Origin of the sequence: Chryseobacterium sp. C39-AII1 (assembly GCF_039672645.1) — a bacterium.
Lineage (GTDB): Bacteria > Bacteroidota > Bacteroidia > Flavobacteriales > Weeksellaceae > Chryseobacterium.
Window position 1 is genome coordinate 569,489 of sequence record NZ_JBDFPQ010000002.1, and the last position, 25,216, is coordinate 594,704.

Below are 25,216 nucleotides of genomic sequence, written 5' to 3' on the forward strand. Positions count from 1 at the left end.
CCTCAGCGAGATTGGTTTTTGTTATTTATTTAAAGTTGAATTTTACCGTGAACATGACTTGGCTTGGTCGAAGTTGAATCTTCGTGTAAGAAGAACTGTTCGTTGACTGGTTGATATTATAAGTTTCAAAGAACTTTCTATTAGCGATATTTAACCATTTCAATTCAAAATCAATTTTCTTTTTAGACCATGAAAACTGATAAGAAACATCATAAAATGCATTTTTATACTTATTAATTCCGTCACTTGTATTCACCTGATCCCAGTTGAAACCAATGGTATGATTTTCTATTGGATAAAAATACAGCGCCAAATTATGATTAAACCCAGAGTTTACTCCTAATCTGCTTTGAGTCGTACTTAAACCAACATTATCCTGTTTATTTCTTGATAAATTAAGCGTATAATCTAAACTTGCCCAGCTAAAATATGTATTGTTGAACTTAAACCCGTAAGTCTGAGTATTATTTTTACTTAAATATTGAGTATCATCTAAGAATGCATCAGATTTTGACAATGTATTTCCGTAGCTCACAGAAGCATTGGTCTTGAATTTTGGAAAATATTTACCTACTTCTACATTAAATCTGTTACTTTTTGCGTGGTTTTCTCTTTCAATATATTTAATTAAAGTAGATCCCGTATTCACATCCAAAATTGGAGAAGAAAGTAAATTTCTTTTATTATCACTCAATGAATAATTTACATTAAAAAACAAATTATTTAGCGGGTTTCTATATTCAATTCTTGATCCTACACTTTTAGAAGTTGTCTGCGGAATCGGATTATTAGGATCCATCACATTAAATCCTCTTGGGCTTAACAGCATATATCCTGCATACGCTGTCTGAACATCTCCAAAATTATTGCTAATATTTCCGTTTACGCTTGCTTTCCAGAAAGAGGCAAATGTATACTGCACAAATGCGTTGGGAGTAAATGTAGTTTTATTTAATGATTTTGAAACTCCTCTCAGATCGTCTTCAGCCTTAATACTGTTGAAATTAGCCGGAAAATTAGCAAAAACACTCCATGATTCAGATTTATAATTTACCCCAACTGAAGCTGAAGGTACAATTTCAGTAAATTTCAGATTGTTTTCATAAATACCATCATTAAAATTAGGCGGAACGTCCCCAGGAATGGCAGGATTTGTAATAGCTGCTCCATCAAAATTTGTATTGAGTTTATCTGTTGAAAAATCAAATCCTACTTGTGGTGTGAATGTCCATCCTTTTGTAGAAAAGCTAACATTCGCTGAATGTGATGTGTCTAATGTTTTCAATCTAAATTGTTGCATTGCCGACGTTCCCGGTGCAAAATTTACAATCCCGTATTTATCTTTTTCATTCGGATCTGTGGGGTCTGTTTTTGGAAGTTTGTAAGGTAACTGTAAATAGTTTGCCGGGCTAACAACCAATGTCTGCTGATCATCCTGATAATTGATATATGATTTGAAGTTTACCATCTTTTCTCCCCAAGGGATAATCGTACTCAATGAATTTTGAAATGACGATGTAGGAGACTCTACCGATTGATTTCCTGATCTTCCTGCTCTGTCTGCAAAAGCTCTGTCCGCATTCCAAAACTGGCTGAAACTTGTGGTATTTTTAAAGAAACCTTTCTTCGCATTTTTAGTAAAGATCAATTCACCTTTTAATTTATCTGTATAAAAGTTATTTCTTGTGCTCATTACCACTGTAGATTGCTGTGGTCTTTCGCTCGTTGGGAAGTAAGTTGTTTCGTTATAATCTTCTCTTTCTACCGCATTATTGGTGTAATTAGCACTTGCCTTTAGTTCCCATTCTTTCTTTTTATCAATATTTGTAAGATAGTTGGCAGATAAATAATGAACATTATTCATTAAGTATCTTTTAACGGGCAAATTGGGTGTACTTGCTGTTTCTACATTCAGCCAGTCATTTTGAGAAGCATTGATTCTTTTTCCTTCCCAGCTGCTTCCAAACGCCAGAATATTTCCTTCATTTTCCACCTGCTCGCCCATGTTGTTGGTTTTATAATTAACCACCCATTGACTTTTCTGTCCGAAAAACATAGGTGTTAACTTCACATTCCAAAGCCAGGGATCACCGAAGCCTGTTCCTACTTCACCACGTCCGGTCATGGTTACTGAATTTTTAAGCTTAATATTAATAGCCGCCTGATCAGAAGGAACCTTTCCTGAAAGAATCTTTACCGGCTGGTGGTTTTCAAGAACTTCAACTTTCTGTACAGCATCTTTCGGAAGCGAGTTATTGATTGTTCCATAACCGCCTTCCATTAAGTCTTTTCCGTTAACGTAAAATTTATTGATGGCATTTCCCTGATAGAGAATACTTCCGTCGGTATTTACTTCAATTCCGGGGATTTTCTTCATTACATCAGCTAATGTTCTGTCGTTTTTGCTGTCGAATGCTTTCAAATCGTAGGCAATGGTGTCACCTCGTGAGGTAATCATCTTTGTTTTCAGCTGAACTTCTTTAATTTCGGTAGCTTCAGATTGAAGTTTAAAACTCAAACTCTGATCGCTATTGCTGATTTGCTTTGTTAATGGTTTTTGGTTGAATGCTTTTACCTTCAAATCTACATTGGGTTCTGCCGTGGTAAAAGTAACTTTGTATTCCCCTTTTGAGTTGGTAATTCCGTAGGCAAGAATGGCGTCTTTTCCTGGTTCTTCTATGGTAACGCTCGCGCTGGGAATTGCTACTCCGTCTTCATCTGTAATTTTCCCCGAAACTGTTTTTTGTGCAAAAGACAATACGGAGAAAAATATCATCAAAAACAAAGAAATCTTCTTTTTCATAATTATTATTTGCGTAATTAGTTAGCTGTTTTGAATTTTTGTTACACTTTTAGTAAAGATGTAAGATTATTTAAAAAGTTAAATTGAAAATTATCACTACAAACATAGTGATAAAATCATTTAATACATCGCTTTATTTAGAAATTTTTAGATTTTATGGGAGATAAAATTTTGAATATTGTTTACAAATCGAATGAAAAGACAAATTTCCTAGCCGTGATTGCAGCGGCATCCTTTTGTGAAGCAACGCGGAACAAAAGATATAGCGGAAAGCGCGAAAAAGCTCCTGATGAAAAATATTTCATAGGAAAAGGCTATTTTGAAAATAATTTAATGAATAAAAGAAAACAGATATATTGTCTAAATCTATCTAAAATAAATTGCATTTATCTGATAATTTAAAAAATTGCACTTTCTTTATGAAAATAAATGGTATTGCAGAAAAATTCTATTTAATAAGATTCTTTATTGTTTTTATTTAGTCTAAATATTTAAAATAGTGATTTGAATCATAGATTAAAAAAAACTTAAACGCTACAACGTAACTATTTATTTAATAATTTTGTAACATAAAATTTATAAGATGGGAATTAATTTAAAGCCTATAGATATTGTAGATGATATTACTCAAGAAGAATTCATAGAAAAATATCTAAAGCCCAGGAAGCCCGTTGTCATCAAAAACATGGCAAAAAAGTGGCCTGCTTACCAGAAATGGACAATGGAGTATATGAAAGAAGTAGTTGGAGATGTGGAAGTTCCGTTATACGACAGTTCCAAGGCTGATCCCGCTGCTCCCATCAATGCTTCCGCTGCTAAAATGATGTTTAAAGATTATATCGATCTTATCCAGAGAGAGCCTACCGATCTTAGAATTTTCTTGTTTGATCCTATAAAACATGCTAAAAAATTATTAGACGATTATATCTCTCCAAAAGATCTAATGGGCGGATTTTTAGATAAATATCCTTCCATGTTTTTTGGTGGAAAAGGTTCGGTCACCTTCCTTCACTACGATATCGATATGGCGCATATTTTCCATACCCACTTCAACGGAAGAAAGCATGTGCTTCTTTTTGATTACAAATGGAGAGAAAGATTATACCAGATTCCTTATGCAACCTATGCTTTGGAGGATTATGATATCGAAAATCCGGATTTCACAAAATTCCCTGCCTTAGATGGTGTAGAGGGTATTGAATGTTATCTTGAACATGGTGATACGCTGTTTATGCCGACAGGTTGGTGGCACTGGATGAAGTATCTGGACGGAAGTTTCTCTATTTCTTTGAGAGCCTGGGATAAATCTTGGGCAGTAAAAGCGCATTCTTTGTGGAATCTTACCTTCCAACGTAAGTTTGATGATATCATGAAGAAGAATTTCAAGAAGAAATATATGGACTGGAAAGAGAAAAAAGCAGTCGAAAGAGCAGAACTCGCTTTAAAAAAAGGGTTGCCGAAAAGATAAAATGAAAAGACGTTTCAATTAGAAACGTCTTTTTTTTGTTTTATAAAACTCTATAAATAGGATATTGTCTGAAAGTTTTTTCCTCGAAATAAGGAGAGTTTTTATAAACCCAATCCAGCTGAGCCGTTCCATCGTCGGCGAATTTTTTGTCGGATGCTTTTTTGGCTTCGAATCTTTGTTTTAAATCTTTATCTTTTTTCAGTAATTCTGCCGCCGTATCTTCAAAAATATAAGCTGAATAATATTCTTTTTGAGCTAAAATTCCATCAAAGAAATTCCAGTTAAAGAAAGAATCCAACGCTTCCGGTTCTAGAGTTTCAATAATATATTTTACTCCATCCTGATTTGTGGGAACGAGGTAATCTCCGGCAGAAAATAATATATTTTTATTGGATTTATCAACTGTTGTTTCAAAATGCAGATAATGACCTTCGTATGGATTTTTTACGGTTTTAAAATCATTAATTTTATAAGATTCAACAGCAATTGTACTGTCTTTCTGGATCGATTTCATTTGGATCTGATTTCTTTTAAACTCTTCAATTACCCGATATTGCGATTGCGGGATCACATAATATTTCGGAATCGTGATGTAACCCGTCGGAACAGCTGTCGTGAATAGTTTTATATTTTTCGTGAAAGGCTTATTTCGGTCGTAATATAATCTTGGTTTTCCTGAAATTTCGCTTGGCTTGTATTTCCCTTCATACCCTTTAAAATCCATCGTAGAGTATTTCGTAGAATCGATTTTCCAGCGAATTCCATACTGTTTTCCGGCTTGATATTGTTTTAAATTTTCAATTCGAAGCTGTTTGATCTTTTTGTAATCTTTGTCTAAATTCTGAAGATTGACGAGCATATATTTGTACGTTGCATCGACTCTTTTGTCATAAGGTTTCAACATATGTGTTTCAGGAACCGTTCCCAAAGAATTGAACAAAGTCGTGTAACCCGTAGAATATCTCGGAGAATCCTCAAACGAAGCAAAACCAACTTCCGGAACATCCCCGTGAATATTGACATAAGGCGTACTTTCGTAACCTAGTTTCTTTAGATCTTCAAGATTTTTAGCCTGATAATTGTTGTAGAAATATTCACCCAAAACATTTCCCAACCTTTCTTTAAAAGTTGAAATATAAGTGAAAGTATACTGATAATCTGCTCCGTTACTTACATGATTATCAATAAAAACATCAGGTTTCAGCCATTGGTAAATCTCCTGAAAGCTCTTCGCATTTTTTGTATCTGCTTTAATGAAATCTCGATTCAAGTCATAATTTCTGGCATTTCCCCTGAAACCATATTCTTCAGGACCATTTTGATTCGCTCTGGAAAACGAACCACGATTCAACATGCCGCTTACATTATACGCTGAAATTGCTGCAATAATGAAATTTTGTGGAGTCTTAATTTTTTTTATTGCTAAATCTCGCATCAACATCATCGTTGCATCGATTCCGTCCGGTTCACCGGGATGAATGCCGTTGTTAACGAAGAGAATTGCCTTTTCTTTTCTTAATTGATTTAAATCTTTCTCAGGAAACGGATTGTAAATAACTACATAAATCGATTTTCCGTTGTCGTCTTCTCCTTTTTTCAGATATTGAATCGTATTAAAATTTTTAGCTAAATCTTGATAATACGCATTCATCTCGTCATAAGTAACGGTCTGATTTCCATTTCCTTTTTCGAAAGGTGTCTGAAATTGAGTTTGAGCGAAAGCTAAGGTTGAAGCAAAAGAAAATAAGAGATATTTCAGTTTCATTGAAGTGATATTTCAGGATTTAAAATTACTGTGTTTTTGTAGAACGACGAAATGATTTTTTACTGTAAAAGAAGAGTAAAATGAATACGTAAAAGATATCTTTAAAACGACGATAGCAAATAAGAAATGAAATAGGGGTTTCAGCCAAAATAAAATTTTCTATTTTTGTCTAATTCCTTATTTCAATGAAAAAAATTATCCTTATCGAAGACGAAACGAGTGTGGTGTCCTTTATTAAAAAGGGACTTCAGGAAAACGGATACGAAATTTCTGTGGCTTTTGATGGGCGCACGGGCGTTCAGCTGGTGCAGTCGAATGATTTCGATTTGGTGATTTTGGATATTATGTTGCCTGAAATGAATGGTTTGGATGCCTGCAAGGAAATCAGAAAAACAAATAAGCATGTTCCGATTCTCTTTTTGACGGCTTTGGGAACTTCCGAAAATATTGTTCTCGGACTGGAGAGTGGTGGCGATGACTATTTAGTTAAACCCTTTAAATTCATTGAGTTAGTGGCTCGTGTAAAGTCTTTGTTGAGACGAAGTAATAATAATGGAAGCATTCCCGAAATTATTGAACCAGAGGTTGATAACGAGCATGTTTTTCAGTTTTCAGATTTAATTTTAAATGATTATACTAAAAAAGTGACGCGCTCTGGGGAAGAAATTTCATTAACTTCAACAGAGTACAAATTACTTTTATATTTCTTAAACAATCCTGAAAAGGTAATTTCCAGAGCTGAAATTCTGGATGCCGTTTGGGGAGTTAATTATGAATTAGGAACCAATGTGGTGGATGTTTATGTAAATTATTTACGAAAAAAATTAGACAATCAGGATGATAATAAACTGATACATACCGTGATAGGAATGGGATATGTCTTGAAAAAACCTTAAGAAATGTTTAATAAAGTCGTTACAAATCAAACCAAAACGATGGTGCTTTTAATGTTGGTATTTACCGCCATCATATTGCTGTTCAGTGGATTGGTTTATTTTTCGATTGTCAACTTTTCGCATCAAAGGTTTTATGAATTATTAAAAATTCGTACCACGACAATTGTTCAGATTGAAAAAAGTAAGGATGATCTTGATATTCCTGAAAATTACATTCTCAATAGCTTAAATGATGAAGAGTTGCCAATGGAACGCGATTATGTTTTTGCGGTTCCGACAGATTCTAATTATAAAAAAATTTCCCACGAAGTTCATATTCCGGATTATTTTTTCAAGAGTATTGTGAAAAAAGGAGAAGCCAATTATAATGATAAAGAGTTTTACTACATCGGGCAAACCTTCAAACATGATAACAAAGATTATATTGCGATAGCTTCCGCCAAAAACCATTATGTGGTTTATTATTTAGGCTTTTTGAAGCGAACTTTGATCACCTGTATCGTGCTTTCGCTTTTCTTTAGTATGATTTTCTCTTTTTACTTGTCTAAAACTTTATTTAAACCCATCTTAAAAATTACCGGAAAAGTAAAGGAAATTAGTTCTGAAAATCTGCATTTACGCCTTGAGCCACAACCTGATAATAAAGAATTAAACGAATTGGTAGATACCTTCAATGGGATGCTGAATCGTATTGAAACGTCTTTTGAAACCCAGAATCATTTGATTGGAAATGTTTCCCACGAATTGAGAACGCCTTTAACTTCCATTATGGGCGAAGCAGATGTCGCGCTTTCCATCAGCAGAACCAATGAAGAATATAAGGAAACACTAGGAATTATTTTAGATGAAGCCGAAAAGCTGGATAAAAAGATCAAAGCTTTATTGATGATCGCCCAAACCGGGTTCGACGGCAAGATTCAGAAAATGGATAAGGTGAGAATGGATCAGCTTCTTTGGGATGTGATTGAAACATTGCGAAGAATTGATTCCCGAAATAATATCTATTTAGACATCAGTATGTTGCCGGATAACCCTAAAAAATTAAAAGTTCAGGGGAATGAACAACTATTGCATCTTGCAGCGGCAAATATCATCAGTAACGGTTGTAAGTATTCTAATTTTCAACAGGTTAAAGTTTCCTTGGGTGCGACTGATGATGATGTTTATCTTATCGTAAAAGACAACGGAATCGGGATTCCGAGAGAGGAAATGAATAAAATTTATGATCCTTTTTTCCGTGCTTCCAATACCAAAAACTACGAAGGTTACGGGATAGGGCTTCCTCTGGCTCGAAACATCGTAAGAATGCACCGTGGAGAATTAATTGTAAGTTCTCATGAAAACGAAGGAACAACCGTACAGCTTCGTTTTCCGAATTTTTACAGTGTGCAAACCGAAGAGAAATTAGATTAATTTACAGGCTAATTTACTTCTGTTTTTTCCAACCTTTACTTCTTTCATATTAATTAATATTAACAATTTTCTAATCTCATTTTAATCTCTTTAATGACATTTTAATTCCGTTCCAAAGGTCTTCTAATTTGGTCGTTCTAGTTTTGTATTATCAAAATAAGATAACGAAACTAAATCTTAATAATATGACCAAAACGATTTTAATTGCCACAGATTACTCTCTTGAGTCTTTGAATATTTTGAAGAAGGTGCTTAAAGAGAAAGATGCTTCGGAAGACCAAAATCAATATAATATTCTTTTGGTTTCGGGATACGACATGGGAGATTCTATCAGAGATCTTCTGTTCAAGACAAAAAGTACGATTTTCAGTAAGATAAAATCTAGAGAATTCAGTGATGCTTACGGAATTATAAAGAACAAATATCCACATTTGATCAATAGGATTGTGTGCGATATTTTCACGGGAAGCTTTCAGAGAACATTCAACAATTTTGTGAAAGCAGAAAATATTGAGGAGGCATATTACTCTCCATCAATTAAAAGTAAAGGAAATGGGAAGTTTGATATAGTTCCTTATATCAAAAAGTGCAAAGAATTAGAATCTCACGAAATTACTGTTGAGATGCCACAAAGACTTCCTGAAAAAGGAAGATTGGCAGAGATCTTTGTAGAGGCTTAAAATATTATCAATTATTTTAAAATTTAAAAAATGTTAAGGAATTATAGTAACAGCAGGACTTTGGGAGACAACATCAGGTTGGGAACGCTGACTGCCTTCACGGCGGGTACTATAAATATAGCATCTCTATTGATATTTCTCTCTTTTACCTCAAACGTAACGGGGCATTACGCCATTTTAGCAGCGGAAATCAGCAAAGGCAACTGGGCGCAGGTTGGGGTTGTAGGATTATGGATCTTTCTTTTCTTCTTCGGAGGTTTTGTATCGAATTTTATTGTTATTAATTTCAATAAAAGAAGTAAATATTTCGCTCATGCAATGCCGTTGATCTTAGAGATCATCTGTCTATTGTTTGTCGGAATTTACGGACAGTTTTATTATCAGAAAACACTGGAAGAAACAGAATATTTGGTGTCGTTAATGTTATTCGCAACTGGCTTGCAGAATGGTTTAACGGCGAGTATATCCAATTTTTCGGTAAAAACAACCCACCTTACGGGTACAACGACCGATTTGGGGATTTTGGTTTCCATGTTTACCCAGAAAAAATTCAGAAAGAATGGCGAATTGGTGGCCAGAGCAAAATTACTTTCAAGTATCATGTTTGCCTATGTTTTGGGAGCGGTTTTCTCAGGATTAACATATTATTATCTTGAGTTCCGAGTATTTTATGTAATCAGTTTGTGTTTATTGGTGGTTATCGGATATGATGCTTATAAAATTCATATCAGACACTTTAATACAAAGTACAGATATAGTAAAATTTATAAAAAACCAAACCTCTTGGCTTATCTGTATGATAAGATCCACGGAATTCCTGAAATTAAGGAAAAACGTGAGAAAAAGAGAAAGCTTGTATTTGAAGAGTAATGGAATAATACCCATGAATGAATTCAACGAAATACATTTTTAGAACAGACAATGTTAAATAAGAGATATAAATATCAGTATTAATTTTGTGTAAACTAGCTGTGAAACACCCCTGATCTGTAACGGAAAAGGGGTGTTATTTTTAATTGATGATATAAAGCAAATCCAATAGCAATGTGGAAAAAGCGGTGAAAATGTTAATAATTAAATTTTAATTCACGGTTTTATTATTTTTATTCTTATTTCGAATGACTATTTTTGTAAGTTGATTAACCAATTTATGTCAGATATTATTCAGCTTTTACCGGATCATGTAGCCAACCAAATAGCGGCAGGAGAGGTGGTGCAGAGGCCTGCATCCATTGTGAAAGAACTTTTGGAAAATTCGATAGATGCAGAGGCTACCAAAATAGAACTGATTATCCGCGATGCAGGAAAAAATCTGATTCAGGTAGTAGACGACGGAAAAGGAATGTCTGAAACCGATGCGAGAATGGCATTCGAAAGACATGCGACATCTAAGATTCGTGGTACTGAAGATATTTTTAAGATCGCTACAAAAGGTTTCCGTGGCGAAGCACTGGCTTCTATAGCGGCAGTTTCTCAGGTTGAATTGAAGACCAAGCAGAAAAATGCAGAAGTAGGAACCAATATTTATATTGAAGGAGGGATTTTCCAGTTTCAGGATCCTGTGCAAACGGCAGACGGTTGTAATTTTTTGGTTAAAAACCTGTTTTACAACGTTCCGGCAAGAAGAAAATTCCTTAAAAATAATAATGTTGAATTCAGACATGTGATTGATGAATTTCAGCGTGTTGCTTTAGCGCATGAAAATCTTGAATTTTCACTTTTTCATGATGATGAAGCGGTTTTCAGACTAAGAAAAGGAAGCCAGATGCAGCGTATCGTAGATATTTTCGGAAGAAAACTACAACCGTTGTTGATTCCTATTAAAGAAGATATTATCTGGTGCAAACTTCACGGCTTTGTCGCCAAACCGGAAGGAGCAAAGAAAACACGAGGCGAACAGTTTCTTTTCGTCAACGGAAGATATTTTAAAAGTCCGTACTTCAATAAAGCGGTTCAGGAAGCATTTGAAGGACTTCTTTTACCAGGATATGTACCTTCTTTTTTCTTGTTTTTAAACCTTGATCCTGAAAAAATTGATGTTAATATTCATCCGCAAAAAACAGAGGTTAAGTTTGAAGATGAGCATCTTATTTTCGCTTTGCTTCGGTCAACCATAAAAAGATCATTGGGAATTTATAATGTAGCGCCAAGTCTTGATTTTGAAAGAGATCCTGAGTTGGACAGCATGATGAACTCTTCGCCGAGCAAAAGTAATGGCGGTGGCGGAATGCTTAAAATGCCTGAAATTATTGTAGATAAAGATTACAATCCGTTTTTGGAAGAAAGAGAAGTGGCACAGGCTGAAATTCAGAATCTTACAGAAATGTATCATCAAAATATCAATATCACGGCAGAACCGTCTAAGATCAATTTGTTTGAAGAGGAGGATTTTGATGAAGATCTAATGAGACTCCCGAATGGTTACTGGCTTTTTAACCAAGAAGATCGTACGTTGATGCTCGACTTGGGAAGAATGCACAGGCTGGTGGTTGCTGAAAATAGCAAAAGCACAAAAAAAACGAACAATCATAGTCATTCATTGTTATTTTCTCTGGAGTATCACATGAATGAAATTGAACATGTAAAGTATAAATCTTTCAAAAAATATCTTCCTGGCCTGGGATTTGAAACCACAACGGCTCATGGAAATGTATTGAGAATAGATGCAGTTCCGGAAGGAATGAAAGAAACACAGGTGATTAAATTCTTGGAAAATTTGTTTGAAATTTTAGAATATAAAACGGAGGAGGAATTTATGCAACACTATCAAAACCAGTGGGGTAAGATGAATTCTAAATCCAGATTTGATTTCATTTATAAAGCTGATGCCGAGCAGTTAATTAAAGACTTCACCGCATTAGGCTTCCCGGAATTTTTACCAACAGGAAAAAGATGTTTCTATGAAGTTCCTTTCAATGATTTTAAAAATAAATTTTAAGTAAATGTTTAACAATATACCGCCGATTACAAGAAATATTATCATCATCAATGCTGTCGTATTTGTTGTAGCTAATTTTATCTTTAAAGATCAACTTATAGAATCTTTGGCAGGGTTTTATCCGTTTTCGCCTTATTTTAAATCATGGCAGGTGATTACGCATATGTTTATGCATGGAAGTATTATGCATATTTTATTTAATATGCTGACTTTATTTAGTTTTGGACCTATTCTAGAAAATGCACTTGGTGAAAAAAGGTATCTTATTTTGTATTTTTTAAGTGGTTTAGGTGCTTTTGCATTATTTAATCTTTGGAATTTTGTTGAGGTTCAGCAAATTACCTCTAGTTTAAATGAATTAGGATTTAATACAAATGCTTATTTAGCTGGAGCTCAGGTCAACTTTTCCGGATCATCGGAAGCTATTTTAAAGCAGCAGGAATTGGTGGAAAATTTGAAAAATATTGTTGCAACCCCAATGGTTGGAGCTTCAGGAGCAATTTTCGGTGTTGTAGCAGCTTTTGCGACATTGTATCCAGATGCTAAAATTGCGATGATGTTTATCCCTGTTCCGATGAAGGTAAAGTATTTAATGCCTATACTTATTGTTATTTCTGTTTATTTAGGGGTTTCAGGAAATGTGGGAGGTATTGCCCATCTGGCTCACGTAGGAGGGGCTTTGGTCGGTTTTATCTTAGCATGGAGTTGGAGAAAACATTTATATCGATTTAATTAAAAAACACAGTGAAAATTGTTCGATTAATATTTTTGGTGCTGCACTTAGGAATACTATTTCTATTGCTTTGTACATTGCTGAATGCCTATGTTCCACCCAAAGTATTTCCCTGGTTCAATTTACTTTCATTAGGTTTTCCGGTTTTAATTATCACATATTTTCTCTTAATTTTTTTCTGGATCTTTTCCTGGAAAAAAAGAGCATTTATTTTTCTGTTTTGCAGTTTAGCCTTCATTAATCCCATAAAAAGATGGATCAATTATTCCGCTGAGGGTAAAGATGCAGCGGATTTAAAGATTATTTCTTTTAATACTAAAGGAGCAGAATTCGGGCAAAAAAATATTGAATATTATATTAATTCAAAAAATGCTGATGTTGTATTATTACAAGAAGATGGTGATAAAGATTTTAAGTTTGGAGAATTAAAAAAATCCAACTTAGAGAGAATGTATATTGTTTCTCTGTTTACAAAGCATAAAATTGTTGCTCATAAGATTTTAATAATGGGAAATTATAATGATTTCAATGCCTATGCCGATCAAAATGACATTGAAATTAAAGGAAAAACCTATCGTTTTATCAATCTTTATTTGCAACCATTTAAGTTTGAAAAGAAAATGGTAAAGCTTGATGGTAATAGCGATGAAGACAAACAGAAAATCAAGAATGTTGTTAAAAGATTGATTCCCACCTTTAAATTGCATCAGGAGCAGATAGAAATCATCAGAAAAGCGATTGATGAATCGCCATATCCTGTTTTTGTAGCGGGAGATTTCAACTCGGTTCCTAATTCTTATGAATATTATCATTTATCGGAAGGATTAAAAGATGCTTTTGTGGAAGTCGGGCGTGGTAGCGCTACCAGTTTTCATGATTATAAGTTCCCTTTAAGAATCGATTACATTTTTACATCGCCATCTATAAAACCAATTAATTATCAGGTAGATCGCTCAGTGCGCCTGTCAGACCACTTTCCGGTTATCTCCACTTTTTCGTTGGAAAAATAAAAATCATAAAATTAGTTAAATCGACCTTATTGGTAGGGTTTTTGCTAAAAATTGTTCGGAGTTAGTAAAGTTTGTTTTATGAAGCTGAGCCGGATTGTACTTTTTTTTCACTTTGCCGTTATCTTTTTACTGTTTTGCAATTTTGCAAACGCCTGGATACCACCCAACTACTTTGGAAATCTTAATCTTCTTTCTCTTAGTTTTCCGTATCTTATATTAATACATGTGTTTTTAACTTTAGTTTGGATTATACGACGGAAAAAATTTGCTTTATTTTTTGTCTTAACAACTTTTATATTTTACAACCCAATTCGACGATGGATCAATTTTTCTCCTCAAACCACAGATACGAGTAAAACCAAGAATGATATTAAAGTTTTAACATTCAATGTAAAATATGGTAGTGTAGGAGGATGGCAAACGGTAAAGAAATATATAACAGACCAAAACGCGGATATTATTTTAGTTCAGGAAAAAGATACAAATACAGCTATTAAAGAAAATCTGGTAAAATATCCTACGGTAATTCTCAAAACAAAACATAAAATTCTAAGGCAGGCAGAGCTCATTAACGACAGATCCAGAGGAAATTCTTTTTATGCTGATATTGATATCAACGGAAAGATCATTCGGGTGGTAAATGTTTATTTAGAGCCTTTCAGATTAAACAAATCGATGCTTGAATTCAACGGAGTTTCGAATGAAACCAACAAATTAGGTTTAATCTTTTCTCACTTAATTCCCACATTTAAAGCCCACGAAGATCAAATCAAAAAAATAAGAAGAGCAGTCGATAGTTCGCCATATCCGGTAATTTTAGCGGGAGATTTCAACTCGGTTCCCAATTCTTATGAATATTATAATTTAGGTAAAAACCTCGAAGATGCTTTTGTAAAAGCAGGTAACGGGATCTCAACAAGTTTTCATGAATACAAATTTCCTTTGCGTATAGATTATATTTTTACTTCAAGTTCTATTGTCCCTGTAAGCTATAAAGTAGATCATTCTGTGAAATTATCAGATCACTATCCGGTAATTGCAGAATTTCTATTAAATTAGTTCCATGAAAAATTTCCTATTCGGAGTATTGGCTTTATCTTTATTTTTGGCGGCATGTTCAAAGAAAGAACCTGCTGATCTTTACCCTTTAGACAGTGCAAAGGCTTCGTATGATACGATTGCGAAAGATTCTTTTTCTAATGGTGCGACTTCTGTAGATATTGTGAGACAGATCAGGATGTCTTCACAAAAGTATCAGGATTCTATTAAATTAGCTTTAAAAACTCAGGCTGAGGAAAAGCGAATTCAGGCTGAATTGGAAAAAGAAAATAAGAAAAAGGCAGACGAAGAGAAAAAGAAGGCAGACGAGGAAAAGAAAAAACAAAAAGCTGCTGAAACTTCGCCGAATATGGAAACTGCTAATTAAAAAGAACATTTTAAAAATATAAAAAGTATGAAAAAACAAATTTTGGCAGCGGTTATTATTTCGCTTGCAGTAGTATCTTGTAAAAAGTCTGTGACTAAAACGGAAAGTGTAGAAAATCCCGACGGATCTGTAACCACTACCACGACTACCGAAACCAGCAATACAGATTTGGTGGATACAGCTAAGATTGATGCCGCTAAAGAAAATGTAAAAAACAAAGTAGACGAAGCCGGAAACAAGATCGATGATGCCGCTCAGAAAGCGAAAGATAAGATCGATGCTACGGCAGACAAGACCAAACAAGATCTTCACAAAGCCGGACAGGATATTAAATCTGAAGCCGATAAAGTAGGAAAAGATGCTAAAGAAGCAGCTAAAAAAGGGGCTTCCAAAGTTGAAGATGCTGCTAAAAAATTAAAAGAAGATTTAAGCAAATAGAAAAATGAAACCGCAGCGAAAACTGCGGTTTTGTTATTTATAATTAAGATCCAATAAAGGTTCTATATATTCTCTGTCGTTGCTTAGTCTGGGAACCTTATTTTGCCCTCCAAGCTTGCCTTTTGATTCTAACCATGAATAAAACAAATTAGGCTTTGCAATGTGCACAATTGGACGTTTTAAAGTCATGTTATTATAACGCTTCGCTTCGTAATCAGAATTGATTGATTTTAAATGCTGATCAAAAATATCAATAAAGCTTTCAATATCATTTGGTTTTTTGCAGAATTCAAAAATCCATTCGTGGGCGCCGCCTTCATTTTCTTTCATAAACACAGGGGCTCCGGTGAAATCGGTAACTGAGGCTTCTGTTTCATTACACGCTTTAGAAAGGGCAGATTCTACATTGGTAATCATGAGTTCTTCCCCAAATGCATTGATGTAATGTTTCGTTCGTCCCGTAATTTTTATTCTGAACGGATTTACCGAAGTAAAAATAACCGTGTCACCAATCAAGTATCTCCACAATCCACCATTGGTAGTAATGACCATCGCATAATTTTTACCCACTTCCACGTCTTCTAAGCTCACTACTTTCGGATTGGAATAGTGGAACTGATCCATCGGAATAAATTCGTAAAAAATACCGTAATCAAGCATTAGAAGCATTTCATCACTATTCGGTCTGTCCTGAATTCCGAAAAAGCCTTCAGAAGCATTATAAATTTCGTAGTAATTAATGTTTTTCCCGATGATTTGCTTGAATTGCTCTTTGTAAGGTTTAAAACTTATCCCACCATGAAAGAAAACTTCAAGGTTTGGCCACAATTCTGAAACACTTTCAACATCAGTCTCTTTTAAAACCCTCTGAAGCAAAACCATCATCCAGCTCGGAACGCCTAAAATACTTCCCACATCTTCATTTTTCACTTCAGAAGTAATGGCATTTAATTTACTTTCCCATTCGCCCATCAAAGAAACCTTTTTACTTGGCGTGGTAGTAATTTCTACCCAAAAAGGAAGATTATCAATCAAAATAGCCGAAAGATCTCCAAATTTGGTGTTAAAATCTGCATACAGTTCAGAACTTCCGCCTAAACGTAAATTTTTATAATTGAATAATTGATTTTCCGGATGATTATTGGCGTAAATGGAAACCATGTCTTTTCCTGCCTTCATGTGGCAATATTCCAAACTTTCAGCAGAAATTGGGATGAATTTGCTCTTCGCATTGGTTGTTCCGGAAGACTTTGCAAAATGTTTGATGTATCCCGGCCAAGTGACATCCTTTTGCCCCTGTCTTGCCTTTTCAATATAAGGTTCAAAATCTTCGTACGTCACAACAGGAACTTTATTTTTAAAATCCTGATAGCTGGAAATGGTGTTGAAACCATACTTTCTGCCATACTCAGTATCCTCAGCATGAAACAGTTGTGAAAATAAAATACCTTTCTGTGTCTCAATAGGATGATCCATAAAATTCTGTATCTGATCTATCCTTTGTCGGATAAACCAGTTGACCACAGTATTGAAAAGTGCCTTCGTTGCCATTCCCAAATATAATAATATTTGCCTTTTTGGAGAATATTTTATTCGTTAAATAAAAAAACCGCTACAATAATTGTAACGGTTCTGTATCTGAAATTATTTTATTCTTAGCAATACTCGTCGTAAGCAGCCTGAAGGTTTGCAGCAATTGCTCCTGCAGGGTTACCTTCGATGTGATGTCTTTCAAGCATGTGAACCAATTCTCCGTCTTTGAAAAGAGCCACACATGGTGAGCTTGGAGGGAATGGTGCTAAATGTTTTCTTGCCTCTACAACAGCTTCAGTATCGAAGCCAGCAAAAACAGTCGTTAAATGATCAGGTTTTTTATCACCTGTTAAAGAATATACAACTCCCGGTCTTGCAGCTCCTGCAGCACATCCGCATACAGAGTTGATCACTAGAAGAGTAGTTCCCGATTGTTTTAATGCTTCTTCTACCTGAGTTGGTGTTGTCAAGTCTTCGAAACCTTTATCTGTAAGTTCAGCCTTCATAGGCAGTACTAAATCTTGTGGATACATATTTTTGTTTTTTTGATCTATGCAAATTTAAGCAATTAATTACGTTTCTTCAATACATAAAAACTATCAAAGCTTTTTGTAAAGAAAATGAACTGATTATTAATTATATATAAATATTCTAAAAATTGTGAATTAAAATTATGAATAAAAAGTTTTTTTTACTAAATTTGAAATGATTCTGAAAACGAAGAACCATGAAAAAAAATGAATCAATGTAATTTCCCTCACTTTTAATGGAAGAATTGTGCTTCCGGTTTTATTCAAACTTGTCTTTACCCGTCGTTTTACTCCATAAAATGGTTAAGATGAGCAATAAGAAACGATTTTGAATTCGCACAATACAAGAAGCCCTAAACATAATGTTCAGGGCTTCTTTAATCAAATCGATATGCAAAGGTTGAATATCCTTTTTTAAGGGTTGATGGTTTTTGATTGTTAGTTGATAGAATAGAAGGTCTATCAACTATGAACTGCCAACCATCAACAAAAAATTAAGAAAGCAGCTTTTTCGCCATCTCAGAAATACTTTTTCCGTCAGATTTTCCGGCTAATGCTTTTGATGCTGCTCCCATTACTTTTCCTAAATCTTTAGCAGATTCAGCGCCAGTTTCAGCGATAATATTTTTAATTTCTGCTTCCAGCTCTTCCGCAGAAAGCTGTTTTGGCAAATATTGCTCAATAACTTTCATCTGAGCTTCTTCTACTTCTGCAAGGTCATTTCTTCCTTGCGCGGTAAACTGATCGTAAGAATCTTTACGTTGTTTTACCATTCTCTGAAGAATAGCAATTTCCTGTTCTGCTGTTACTTCTGCACCTCTGGCTTCAGTTTGCAGCAATAATATTTGAGATTTTACAGCACGAAGAGAGTCTAAAGCCACTCTGTCTTTGGCTCTCATTGCTGTTTTTATAGCTTCGTTTATTGTATTTTCTAAACTCATGGTTTTTAAATTTAACAATGTATCAATGTAACAGTTTATCAATCGAGATGCTTCGACAAGCTCAGCATGACACAGATATTGTTACATTGGTACATTTTTACATTGTTATATTGATATTAATCAACGTCTTTATTTAAAAATCTATTCTCTCTGATCTGCATATTTCCGTTGTTATCAGACAGGTACGTGTTGATATTCTGGTCAGATGCATTGTTGCCATCAATAGAAATATTTTTTCTCTTGAAGGCCGGAACAGATTCGAATTCACTTGTGCTATCAAAATTCTGATAACGAGAGTTGAATTCTTTTAATTTATTTCTTCTTTCGATCACTCTTTCCTGATCTACTGTTTTATTCACAAAGGTGAATTCTTCTTCCGTTTTCTGAGTTTCTGTTTCAGGTTTTGTTTCTGCTACAGGCTCTTCTTTCAGATGCTGAAAGAAATGTTCAACTTTCTGAAGTGGTTCTTCTGTTAACTGATTTACTTCGCCAGCTGTTGCAAATTCCGCTTTTGGCTGACCGAAGTCAGATTTAGGCTCATTTCTTGTAGGTTCATTTACAAAAAAGCTGAATTCCACTGGTTTTTCTTCAGAATAAGAATTGTTGAATGAATTCGATTGTGGCTCTTCTTTTTTATTATCAAAATCAAACTTAAAAGATTCAATTTCAAGATCATTGGGATCATCCATATCATCTTCCGAAGTGAAAAGGCTGTATGATCTATCTTCGGCCTCTTCATTTCTCCATTCCTGAGAAGGTGCATCTGCAGTATTTGCCTCTGAGTCGAAAAATTTAATTTCTTTTTTCACTTCTTCTTGCTCAATGGTCATCTTTTTTTCCGAAGATGATGTGTTGAAATAAGCATCCTCTTCGTCATCTAATCTGAAAAGATTTTTTCCTCCGAAATCATGCACAGGATCTGCTGCTCTTTCTTCTCTTGTTTTGAAAGGCGAAGTTTTTGGAGTATCAAAACTGTCATTTAAACTGATCTTTATTTTCTCAGTCGGCCCTGAAAATTTTTTATTATCATTAGAAAAACCTGTTGCAATGACAAGAACGCTTACAGAATCTCCTAATTCTTCGTCAGCACCCACCCCGAAAATAATATCGGCTGTGTTTCCAGCTTCCTTTTGGATATGATCCATAATGATACCGATTTCATCCATGGTTACTTCTTCAGCACCACTTCTGATCAACAATAGAACATTTTTCGCGCCCGTAATTTTGTTGTCATTCAATAGAGGTGAATCTAATGCCTTTCTTACCGCTTCTTCCGCTTTATTTTCGCCGGAAGCAATACCTGTAGACATCAATGCTGTACCGGAATTCTGAAGCACAGATTTAGCATCTCTAAAGTCAATATTGACATCAAAGTAACCTGTAATAACTTCTGCCATTCCTTTAGCAGCGTTCGTTAGTACTTCATCGGCTTTTGAGAATCCCTGTTTGAATCCTAAATTTCCGAATTGTTGTCTAAGTTTATCATTATTGATTACAATAAGTGAATCAACATTGTTTCTTAATTTATCAAGACCGTTTTCCGCCTGTTCCAATCTTCTTTTACCTTCAAAACTAAAAGGAACGGTAACAATACCCACGGTAAGGATTCCCATGTCTTTTGCCACCTTAGCGATTACAGGAGCAGCACCGGTACCTGTACCACCACCCATTCCGGCAGTGATGAATACCATTTTGGTATTCTGTCCCATTGCAGCTTTGATATCTTCGATGCTTTCGATAGCAGATTTTTCACCTACTTCCGGATCAGCACCTGCACCAAGACCTTCTGTGATGGTAGTTCCCAACTGTACTTTGTTGGCAACCGGGTTATTATCTAGAGTTTGAGCGTCTGTATTACAAATCACGAAATCTACCCCGTGAATCCCTTTTTCGTACATGTGTTTCAGTGCGTTGTTTCCACCGCCCCCAACACCGATAACTTTGATGATCGATGAATTTCCCTTTGGCAAATCAAATGAAAATCCTTGTGTACCTATATTTTCCATAACTGTTTTTTTAATAATTGATAATCGATTTCATGATAATTGATAACAAGACATTTTATCGATTACCATTCATCATTTATATTTTTTACTCTACTTCTTCAAAGAATTTTTTAACTTTCTCCATAAGCGACTGACCAAATGTCAACTTTGCCGCCCTCTTGCTTTCCTGTGGTTGAGGAACAACTTCCTGTTCCTGAATAGGTGCAATTTGCTGAACTACAGGCTGTGCTGTTTCAACAGGTGCTTTTGCAGCCTCCTGCTTTGGTTTTTCGGAAACAGTTTCTTCTTCCGCCAAAGCGTTCTGCTTTTTGTCACGAATTTTCAAACTTTCCATTAATAATCCAATGGAAGTAGCAAATTCCGGACCTTTAAGATACTGATTTTTATCGTTCGCAATGTATTCATTTGCAAAACCAATTCTGCTGTCGAAACCTGTTGTATAATTGGCCAGCTGACGAAGATGCTTCAGATTAGAACCACCACCCGTCAAAACAATTCCTGCAATCAGTTTTTTCTTTTGCTCAAACGCACCGTAAGCTTTTAATTCTGTATTTACCATTTCAAGAATTTCTTCCACCCTAGCATTGATGATCTGTGCTAAAGTTTTTAACGAAATCTCTTTATCAGGTCTTCCATGAAGCCCCGGAATGGTAACGTACGTACTGTCTTTTTCAAGCTCAGGAACTGCAGAACCGAATTTTACCTTCAGTTGTTCCGCATGTTTTTCGATGATCGAACAGCCTTCTTTAATGTCTTCCGTGATAATTCCGCCTCCGTAAGGGATCACACACGTATGACGAATAATATTATCTTTGAATATAGCAATATCCGTAGTACCACCACCAATGTCTACGATGGCCACTCCGGCTTCTTTTTCTTCTTTTGTAAGTACAGCTTCAGATGATGCTAAAGGTTCCAAGGTAAGAGCTTCCATTTCCAGACCTGCTTCACGAACGCATCTAGCGATGTTTCGGATGCTTCCCATTTGCCCTACAACAACGTGGAAATTAGCTTCCAAACGTTTCCCGTGCATTCCTACAGGCTCCTGAATTTCACCTTCCGAATCTACCTTATACTCCTGAGGAAGTACGTGGATGATTTCTTCACCAGGAAGCATAACCAGCTTTTTCACCTGATCTTTTAACGCTTCAATGTCGTCATCGGTAATGAACTTATCCGGATGTTCACGCATAATATAATCAGAGTGCTGTAGAGAACGGATATGTTTTCCTGCGATTCCCACCGTAACTTTGCGGATAGGAATACCAGCACTTGACTGTGCTTCAGACACAGCTGCTTTGATTGAATTAATGGTTTGCGAAATATTATTCACAATTCCTTTATGAACCCCAAGACTTTTGGCCTTACCAACACCGAGAACTTCTATTTTCCCGTGTGCATTCCTCCTTCCGACAATGGCGACAATCTTCGTTGTCCCAATGTCCAGACCTACTGAATACTCTTGATTTTCCATTTTTATATCGATTTGATTTTTTTATTCATTTTTATATCGACTAAAATAGGATTGCATCCTATTCTGCCTTAAATCGTCCCTTCGGGACTCTTTCGGATTATTCGATCTTTACTTTTGCTTTAGTCTTCGGCTTTGTGGCCGTGGGTTTTTTCTCGGTTTTCTGGGTTTCCTTGGGTTTGGGCTTAGTTTTTGGTTTTATACTTTCCTTCGGTTTTGCCGAAGTAGAGCTTGGTTTTTTAGTTTCTTTTTTGGTCTCGGTTGTTTTCTTTACAGCGGTTGGAGTAGGAACTTTTGCCAGTTCTTTATTTCCAGCCTTTAAAATACTGTCATTTTCTTTAAAATAAGGATTTAGAGTGGTTACAATCTGATTTTGATATTTCACCGAAACCATATTGTATTTTTGAGGATCCTGATACACCAGGTATTTCTCTACAAATGTTTTGAAACCTCTTACTTTAAAATCAATATTATCTAAATCACCGATTTCTACTTTATAATTTCCTTCGCTCGTCAGAAGGTTATAATCATCTTTATCTTTTGAAATTCCGATGAAATATTTTTTGCTGAAATCGTCTTTATCAATTTTTTCAACCAATTCGGCCAATTTCGGGTATTCATCTTTTTTCACATTTCCTGTCACAAGCATGCAAGGATGAGAATATGTTTTCGAGATCGGAAATTCAATTCCTTTTTCATCTACATAGAAATCTTTCCCATGATAATTTAATCTGAAAACAGGAACTCTCTGCTTAATATCTAAATTCAATTTTCCATTTAAATTTAAATAAACATTGGCACTGTCAACAGCCGGAAGTGCATTTATTTTCTTTTCCAGCGCTGGAATATCAATATCTCCAACTTTACCCGACGGATTTTCTTTTTTTACAATCTCGCGAATGTCTTTTTCATCCACAAAATAAACGGGTGTCTTTTCATTCATTTTTACAGATATTTTATTGTCCGTAATCGTCTGACCATTGAATTTCTTCAAAGAGAAACTCAACAGAAACCCAAGGATGATTACTGTGATGGCAATTTTTAATATTCTGTATTTATTTTTCATTTTGTTTCCTGATTTTGCTTAATTTTTAACGCTATGCTCGCACAGATTCATTGTAATTTTATTACTTTTTATTTTTTGTTCGTAAGGGCGTTTCACTCAGCAAATGATAACTGAAAATATTTTTACAATTTTCGTTTTATAATTTGTTTACTGCTCTTTTTACTCCGTCTTTAAATAAGGTGGAATGAAAATTTAAAATCATTCCTAATTTCATTTCTGTGACTCTTAAATAGTTAAGAAGCTGAAAGAAATGATATTTATTAATTTCCGGAACTGCTTTTATTTCTATAATCACTTTATTTTCAATTAATAAATCAACTCTAAATGCTTTATCAACAATCAAACCCTCATAATTAATGCTGATGTCTTTTTGATTCTCAATGCTAAGCCCACTGTTTTTCAATTCGTGAATTAAGCATTGTTCATAAACATTTTCATAGAGCCCGATTCCAAGTTTACGATGCACCTTCATTCCTGCATCAAAAACTATTTTTGATATTTCATTTTCTGTCATTTGTGTGTTTTTAATTACTCTTAAAATGATATTTTCCGCTATCATTTGCTGAGTGAAACGCCCTTGCGAACGAAATTTAATAGGTTTTTGAAAAAATTTCTTTGCGCTTGTCGCGTTAAATTTATTTTAATTAATTTTTCCAATCCACTCACAAATAGGATCATACAGCGTATCTATATTTCCCGCACCTACTGTAAGAATGATATCAAAATCTTTTTCTTTTATTTTATGGAAAGCTTCACTTAATGTTGAAACTTCCTTTTTATCTAAATTAATCTTTTCCAACAACCAATTCGAAGTAATTCCTTCAAAATTTTCCTGAAGTTCTCTTGCGGGATAAATATCAAGCAAAATCAATTCATCAGCCGGGCTCAAACTTTCTGCAAATCCGTCTGCAAAATCTCTTGTTCTGCTAAAAAGATGAGGTTGGAAAATCACCAATAATTTCTTTTCAGGGTAAAATGTTCGGATTGAACTCATTACCGCATTGATTTCCGTTGGATGATGCGCGTAATCGTCAATATAAATTTTACCGTTTTCGTATCTGTGTTTTGTATATCTTCTTTTAATTCCTTTAAAATTGGCAATTGCTTTTTTTAAGGTATCGAAATCAACGCCTAAATTGTTTAAAATGGCCAGGGCAACCGTGGCATTTTCAACATTATGGATTCCCGGAACATCCCAAACAAAATCTTTAATCGTTTCTGTCGGAGTATGGAAATCAAAATAATTTTGATCGCCTTCCATTCTTAGGTTATCTGCGTAATAATCAGCGATTTCATTTACTGCATACGTGATATGAGGTCTTCCGATTTCGATTCCTTTTCTTACAAAAAGCTGTTTGTCATTTGGAACTAAAGCTGCAAATTGTCTGAAACCTTCTTCAATATGGCTTTTATCTCCATAAATATCCAAATGATCTGCATCTGTGGAAGTTACCACTGCCCAATCCGGAGAAAGATTCAGGAAGCTTCTGTCATATTCATCTGCTTCTACCACAGAATATTGAGAACCGTTATAAAGAAAATTCGATTTAAAATTCTCAGAAATTCCACCTAAAAAACATGAAAAAGGTAAATCTGCTTCTTTACACAAATGAGCAACCAAAGTAGAAGTCGTTGTTTTTCCGTGAGTTCCCGCAACAGCAATACAATCTGTGTTTTCGGTGATTAAACCTAAAACTTTTGCACGTTTTAATACTTCAAATTCATTAACGATAAAATAATCTAAGATCCCTAGCTTTTTAATCGCCGGAGTATAAATTACCAATGTATTTTCTTTCTCAAGAGAAGCGATTCTTTCGTCAATGACATCTTCAAAAACAATATCAATTCCTTCGTTCATTAAAGCCGTCGTCAATTTGGTATTGGTTTTATCGTAGCCCAACACTTTTTTGCCCGAAGCATTGAAATAGCGCGCCAAAGCACTCATCCCGATACCTCCGATTCCAACGAAGTAAAAATTTTGATATGTTTCTAAATTGTTCATTATTTAATTTAAAATTTTCATTTTGTCATTCTTAGGAACGAAGAATCTGAACCTTGCAGATAGATTCTTCACTTCACTTTTGAACTTCGTTCGTAAA

General features: G+C 34.8%; 22 protein-coding genes. 12 read left to right on the forward strand and 10 right to left on the reverse strand.

What is annotated here, in order from left to right:
• Window positions 1-25: 25 nt before the first annotated feature.
• The gene (locus ABEG63_RS05500; RefSeq protein WP_346583580.1) at window positions 26-2,803 is read right to left on the reverse strand and encodes a hypothetical protein; all 2,778 of its coding nucleotides are present in this window, start codon (window positions 2,801-2,803) and stop codon (window positions 26-28) included.
• A 156-nt stretch (window positions 2,804-2,959) separates the two neighbouring features.
• Here ABEG63_RS05500 and ABEG63_RS05505 point away from each other — a divergent pair, with 156 nt between their 5' ends.
• Window positions 2,960-3,205, forward strand: coding sequence for a hypothetical protein (locus ABEG63_RS05505; RefSeq protein WP_346583582.1), 246 nt, complete (start codon window positions 2,960-2,962; stop codon window positions 3,203-3,205).
• 181 nt (window positions 3,206-3,386) lie between these two features.
• Window positions 3,387-4,271 carry a cupin-like domain-containing protein gene (locus ABEG63_RS05510; RefSeq protein WP_346583584.1) on the forward strand — a complete coding sequence of 295 codons (885 nt, stop codon included), beginning with the start codon at window positions 3,387-3,389 and terminating at the stop codon, window positions 4,269-4,271.
• Between the two features lie 40 nt (window positions 4,272-4,311).
• Here the strand turns inward: ABEG63_RS05510 and ABEG63_RS05515 are convergent, their stop codons facing one another.
• Complete coding sequence (locus ABEG63_RS05515; RefSeq protein ID WP_346583586.1) at window positions 4,312-6,036, reverse strand: hypothetical protein; 1,725 nt, start codon at window positions 6,034-6,036, stop codon at window positions 4,312-4,314.
• Between the two features lie 185 nt (window positions 6,037-6,221).
• On the opposite strand from ABEG63_RS05515, the gene ABEG63_RS05520 reads away from it, so the two are divergent.
• The 10 genes from ABEG63_RS05520 to ABEG63_RS05565 all read left to right on the forward strand — a co-directional run bounded on the left by ABEG63_RS05520 (window position 6,222) and on the right by ABEG63_RS05565 (window position 15,570).
• Window positions 6,222-6,932, forward strand: a complete 711-nt coding sequence (locus ABEG63_RS05520) for a response regulator transcription factor (protein ID WP_267403723.1) — start codon at window positions 6,222-6,224, stop codon at window positions 6,930-6,932.
• Between the two features lie 3 nt (window positions 6,933-6,935).
• On the forward strand, window positions 6,936-8,345 hold the full coding sequence (locus tag ABEG63_RS05525; RefSeq protein WP_312389771.1) for a HAMP domain-containing sensor histidine kinase: 1,410 nt from the start codon (window positions 6,936-6,938) through the stop codon (window positions 8,343-8,345).
• A 185-nt stretch (window positions 8,346-8,530) separates the two neighbouring features.
• A complete protein-coding gene (locus ABEG63_RS05530) occupies window positions 8,531-9,025 on the forward strand; it encodes a hypothetical protein (protein ID WP_312389773.1) in 495 nt (164 codons plus the stop codon).
• A gap of 30 nt (window positions 9,026-9,055) precedes the next feature.
• The gene (locus ABEG63_RS05535) at window positions 9,056-9,895 is read left to right on the forward strand and encodes a YoaK family protein (RefSeq protein ID WP_346583589.1); all 840 of its coding nucleotides are present in this window, start codon (window positions 9,056-9,058) and stop codon (window positions 9,893-9,895) included.
• 280 nt (window positions 9,896-10,175) lie between these two features.
• The gene (gene mutL / locus ABEG63_RS05540; RefSeq protein WP_346583591.1) at window positions 10,176-11,963 is read left to right on the forward strand and encodes a DNA mismatch repair endonuclease MutL; all 1,788 of its coding nucleotides are present in this window, start codon (window positions 10,176-10,178) and stop codon (window positions 11,961-11,963) included.
• Window positions 11,964-11,967: 4 nt separating this feature from the next.
• Window positions 11,968-12,699 carry a rhomboid family intramembrane serine protease gene (locus ABEG63_RS05545; protein ID WP_346583593.1) on the forward strand — a complete coding sequence of 244 codons (732 nt, stop codon included), beginning with the start codon at window positions 11,968-11,970 and terminating at the stop codon, window positions 12,697-12,699.
• Window positions 12,700-12,707: 8 nt separating this feature from the next.
• Window positions 12,708-13,706: an endonuclease/exonuclease/phosphatase family protein gene (locus ABEG63_RS05550; RefSeq protein ID WP_346583595.1), complete on the forward strand. Its 999-nt coding sequence runs from the start codon at window positions 12,708-12,710 to the stop codon at window positions 13,704-13,706.
• Window positions 13,707-13,931: 225 nt separating this feature from the next.
• Window positions 13,932-14,765, forward strand: a complete 834-nt coding sequence (locus tag ABEG63_RS05555; protein WP_312389778.1) for an endonuclease/exonuclease/phosphatase family protein — start codon at window positions 13,932-13,934, stop codon at window positions 14,763-14,765.
• A 4-nt stretch (window positions 14,766-14,769) separates the two neighbouring features.
• Complete coding sequence (locus ABEG63_RS05560) at window positions 14,770-15,132, forward strand: hypothetical protein (RefSeq protein ID WP_346583597.1); 363 nt, start codon at window positions 14,770-14,772, stop codon at window positions 15,130-15,132.
• A gap of 27 nt (window positions 15,133-15,159) precedes the next feature.
• A complete protein-coding gene (locus ABEG63_RS05565) occupies window positions 15,160-15,570 on the forward strand; it encodes a hypothetical protein (protein ID WP_267403738.1) in 411 nt (136 codons plus the stop codon).
• 33 nt (window positions 15,571-15,603) lie between these two features.
• Here ABEG63_RS05565 and ABEG63_RS05570 read toward each other — a convergent pair whose 3' ends face one another.
• The 8 genes from ABEG63_RS05570 to murC form a co-directional block, all read right to left on the reverse strand.
• A complete protein-coding gene (locus tag ABEG63_RS05570) occupies window positions 15,604-17,121 on the reverse strand; it encodes a GH3 auxin-responsive promoter family protein (protein WP_267403740.1) in 1,518 nt (505 codons plus the stop codon).
• A gap of 104 nt (window positions 17,122-17,225) precedes the next feature.
• Window positions 17,226-17,636, reverse strand: a complete 411-nt coding sequence (locus tag ABEG63_RS05575; protein WP_267403742.1) for a BrxA/BrxB family bacilliredoxin — start codon at window positions 17,634-17,636, stop codon at window positions 17,226-17,228.
• Window positions 17,637-18,127: 491 nt separating this feature from the next.
• Entirely contained in the window at window positions 18,128-18,574 is a 447-nt protein-coding gene (locus ABEG63_RS05580) for a GatB/YqeY domain-containing protein (RefSeq protein ID WP_267403745.1), read from the reverse strand.
• A 116-nt stretch (window positions 18,575-18,690) separates the two neighbouring features.
• Window positions 18,691-20,580: a cell division protein FtsZ gene (ftsZ, locus tag ABEG63_RS05585; RefSeq protein WP_346583603.1), complete on the reverse strand. Its 1,890-nt coding sequence runs from the start codon at window positions 20,578-20,580 to the stop codon at window positions 18,691-18,693.
• Between the two features lie 85 nt (window positions 20,581-20,665).
• Window positions 20,666-22,054, reverse strand: coding sequence for a cell division protein FtsA (gene ftsA / locus ABEG63_RS05590; protein WP_346583605.1), 1,389 nt, complete (start codon window positions 22,052-22,054; stop codon window positions 20,666-20,668).
• 97 nt (window positions 22,055-22,151) lie between these two features.
• Window positions 22,152-23,117, reverse strand: coding sequence for a cell division protein FtsQ (locus ABEG63_RS05595; protein ID WP_346583607.1), 966 nt, complete (start codon window positions 23,115-23,117; stop codon window positions 22,152-22,154).
• A 136-nt stretch (window positions 23,118-23,253) separates the two neighbouring features.
• Window positions 23,254-23,631, reverse strand: a complete 378-nt coding sequence (locus ABEG63_RS05600) for a GxxExxY protein (protein ID WP_312389794.1) — start codon at window positions 23,629-23,631, stop codon at window positions 23,254-23,256.
• Window positions 23,632-23,757: 126 nt separating this feature from the next.
• Window positions 23,758-25,119, reverse strand: coding sequence for a UDP-N-acetylmuramate--L-alanine ligase (murC, locus tag ABEG63_RS05605; RefSeq protein ID WP_346583609.1), 1,362 nt, complete (start codon window positions 25,117-25,119; stop codon window positions 23,758-23,760).
• Window positions 25,120-25,216: the final 97 nt, after the last annotated feature.

Bases quoted from the DNA above. Each gene is read 5' to 3' on its own strand.
- ABEG63_RS05520 (WP_267403723.1), top strand. From the start codon at position 6,222: ATGAAAAAAATTATCCTTATCGAAGACGAAACGAGTGTGGTGTCCTTT.
- ftsA (WP_346583605.1), bottom strand. From the start codon at position 22,054: ATGGAAAATCAAGAGTATTCAGTAGGTCTGGACATTGGGACAACGAAG.
- murC (WP_346583609.1), bottom strand. From the start codon at position 25,119: ATGAACAATTTAGAAACATATCAAAATTTTTACTTCGTTGGAATCGGA.
- ftsZ (WP_346583603.1), bottom strand. From the start codon at position 20,580: ATGGAAAATATAGGTACACAAGGATTTTCATTTGATTTGCCAAAGGGA.
- ABEG63_RS05580 (WP_267403745.1), bottom strand. From the start codon at position 18,574: ATGAGTTTAGAAAATACAATAAACGAAGCTATAAAAACAGCAATGAGA.
- ABEG63_RS05505 (WP_346583582.1), top strand. From the start codon at position 2,960: ATGGGAGATAAAATTTTGAATATTGTTTACAAATCGAATGAAAAGACA.
- mutL (WP_346583591.1), top strand. From the start codon at position 10,176: ATGTCAGATATTATTCAGCTTTTACCGGATCATGTAGCCAACCAAATA.
- ABEG63_RS05535 (WP_346583589.1), top strand. From the start codon at position 9,056: ATGTTAAGGAATTATAGTAACAGCAGGACTTTGGGAGACAACATCAGG.
- ABEG63_RS05595 (WP_346583607.1), bottom strand. From the start codon at position 23,117: ATGAAAAATAAATACAGAATATTAAAAATTGCCATCACAGTAATCATC.
- ABEG63_RS05530 (WP_312389773.1), top strand. From the start codon at position 8,531: ATGACCAAAACGATTTTAATTGCCACAGATTACTCTCTTGAGTCTTTG.
- ABEG63_RS05570 (WP_267403740.1), bottom strand. From the start codon at position 17,121: ATGGCAACGAAGGCACTTTTCAATACTGTGGTCAACTGGTTTATCCGA.
- ABEG63_RS05575 (WP_267403742.1), bottom strand. From the start codon at position 17,636: ATGTATCCACAAGATTTAGTACTGCCTATGAAGGCTGAACTTACAGAT.
- ABEG63_RS05500 (WP_346583580.1), bottom strand. From the start codon at position 2,803: ATGAAAAAGAAGATTTCTTTGTTTTTGATGATATTTTTCTCCGTATTG.
- ABEG63_RS05545 (WP_346583593.1), top strand. From the start codon at position 11,968: ATGTTTAACAATATACCGCCGATTACAAGAAATATTATCATCATCAAT.
- ABEG63_RS05510 (WP_346583584.1), top strand. From the start codon at position 3,387: ATGGGAATTAATTTAAAGCCTATAGATATTGTAGATGATATTACTCAA.
- ABEG63_RS05565 (WP_267403738.1), top strand. From the start codon at position 15,160: ATGAAAAAACAAATTTTGGCAGCGGTTATTATTTCGCTTGCAGTAGTA.
- ABEG63_RS05560 (WP_346583597.1), top strand. From the start codon at position 14,770: ATGAAAAATTTCCTATTCGGAGTATTGGCTTTATCTTTATTTTTGGCG.
- ABEG63_RS05525 (WP_312389771.1), top strand. From the start codon at position 6,936: ATGTTTAATAAAGTCGTTACAAATCAAACCAAAACGATGGTGCTTTTA.
- ABEG63_RS05515 (WP_346583586.1), bottom strand. From the start codon at position 6,036: ATGAAACTGAAATATCTCTTATTTTCTTTTGCTTCAACCTTAGCTTTC.
- ABEG63_RS05600 (WP_312389794.1), bottom strand. From the start codon at position 23,631: ATGACAGAAAATGAAATATCAAAAATAGTTTTTGATGCAGGAATGAAG.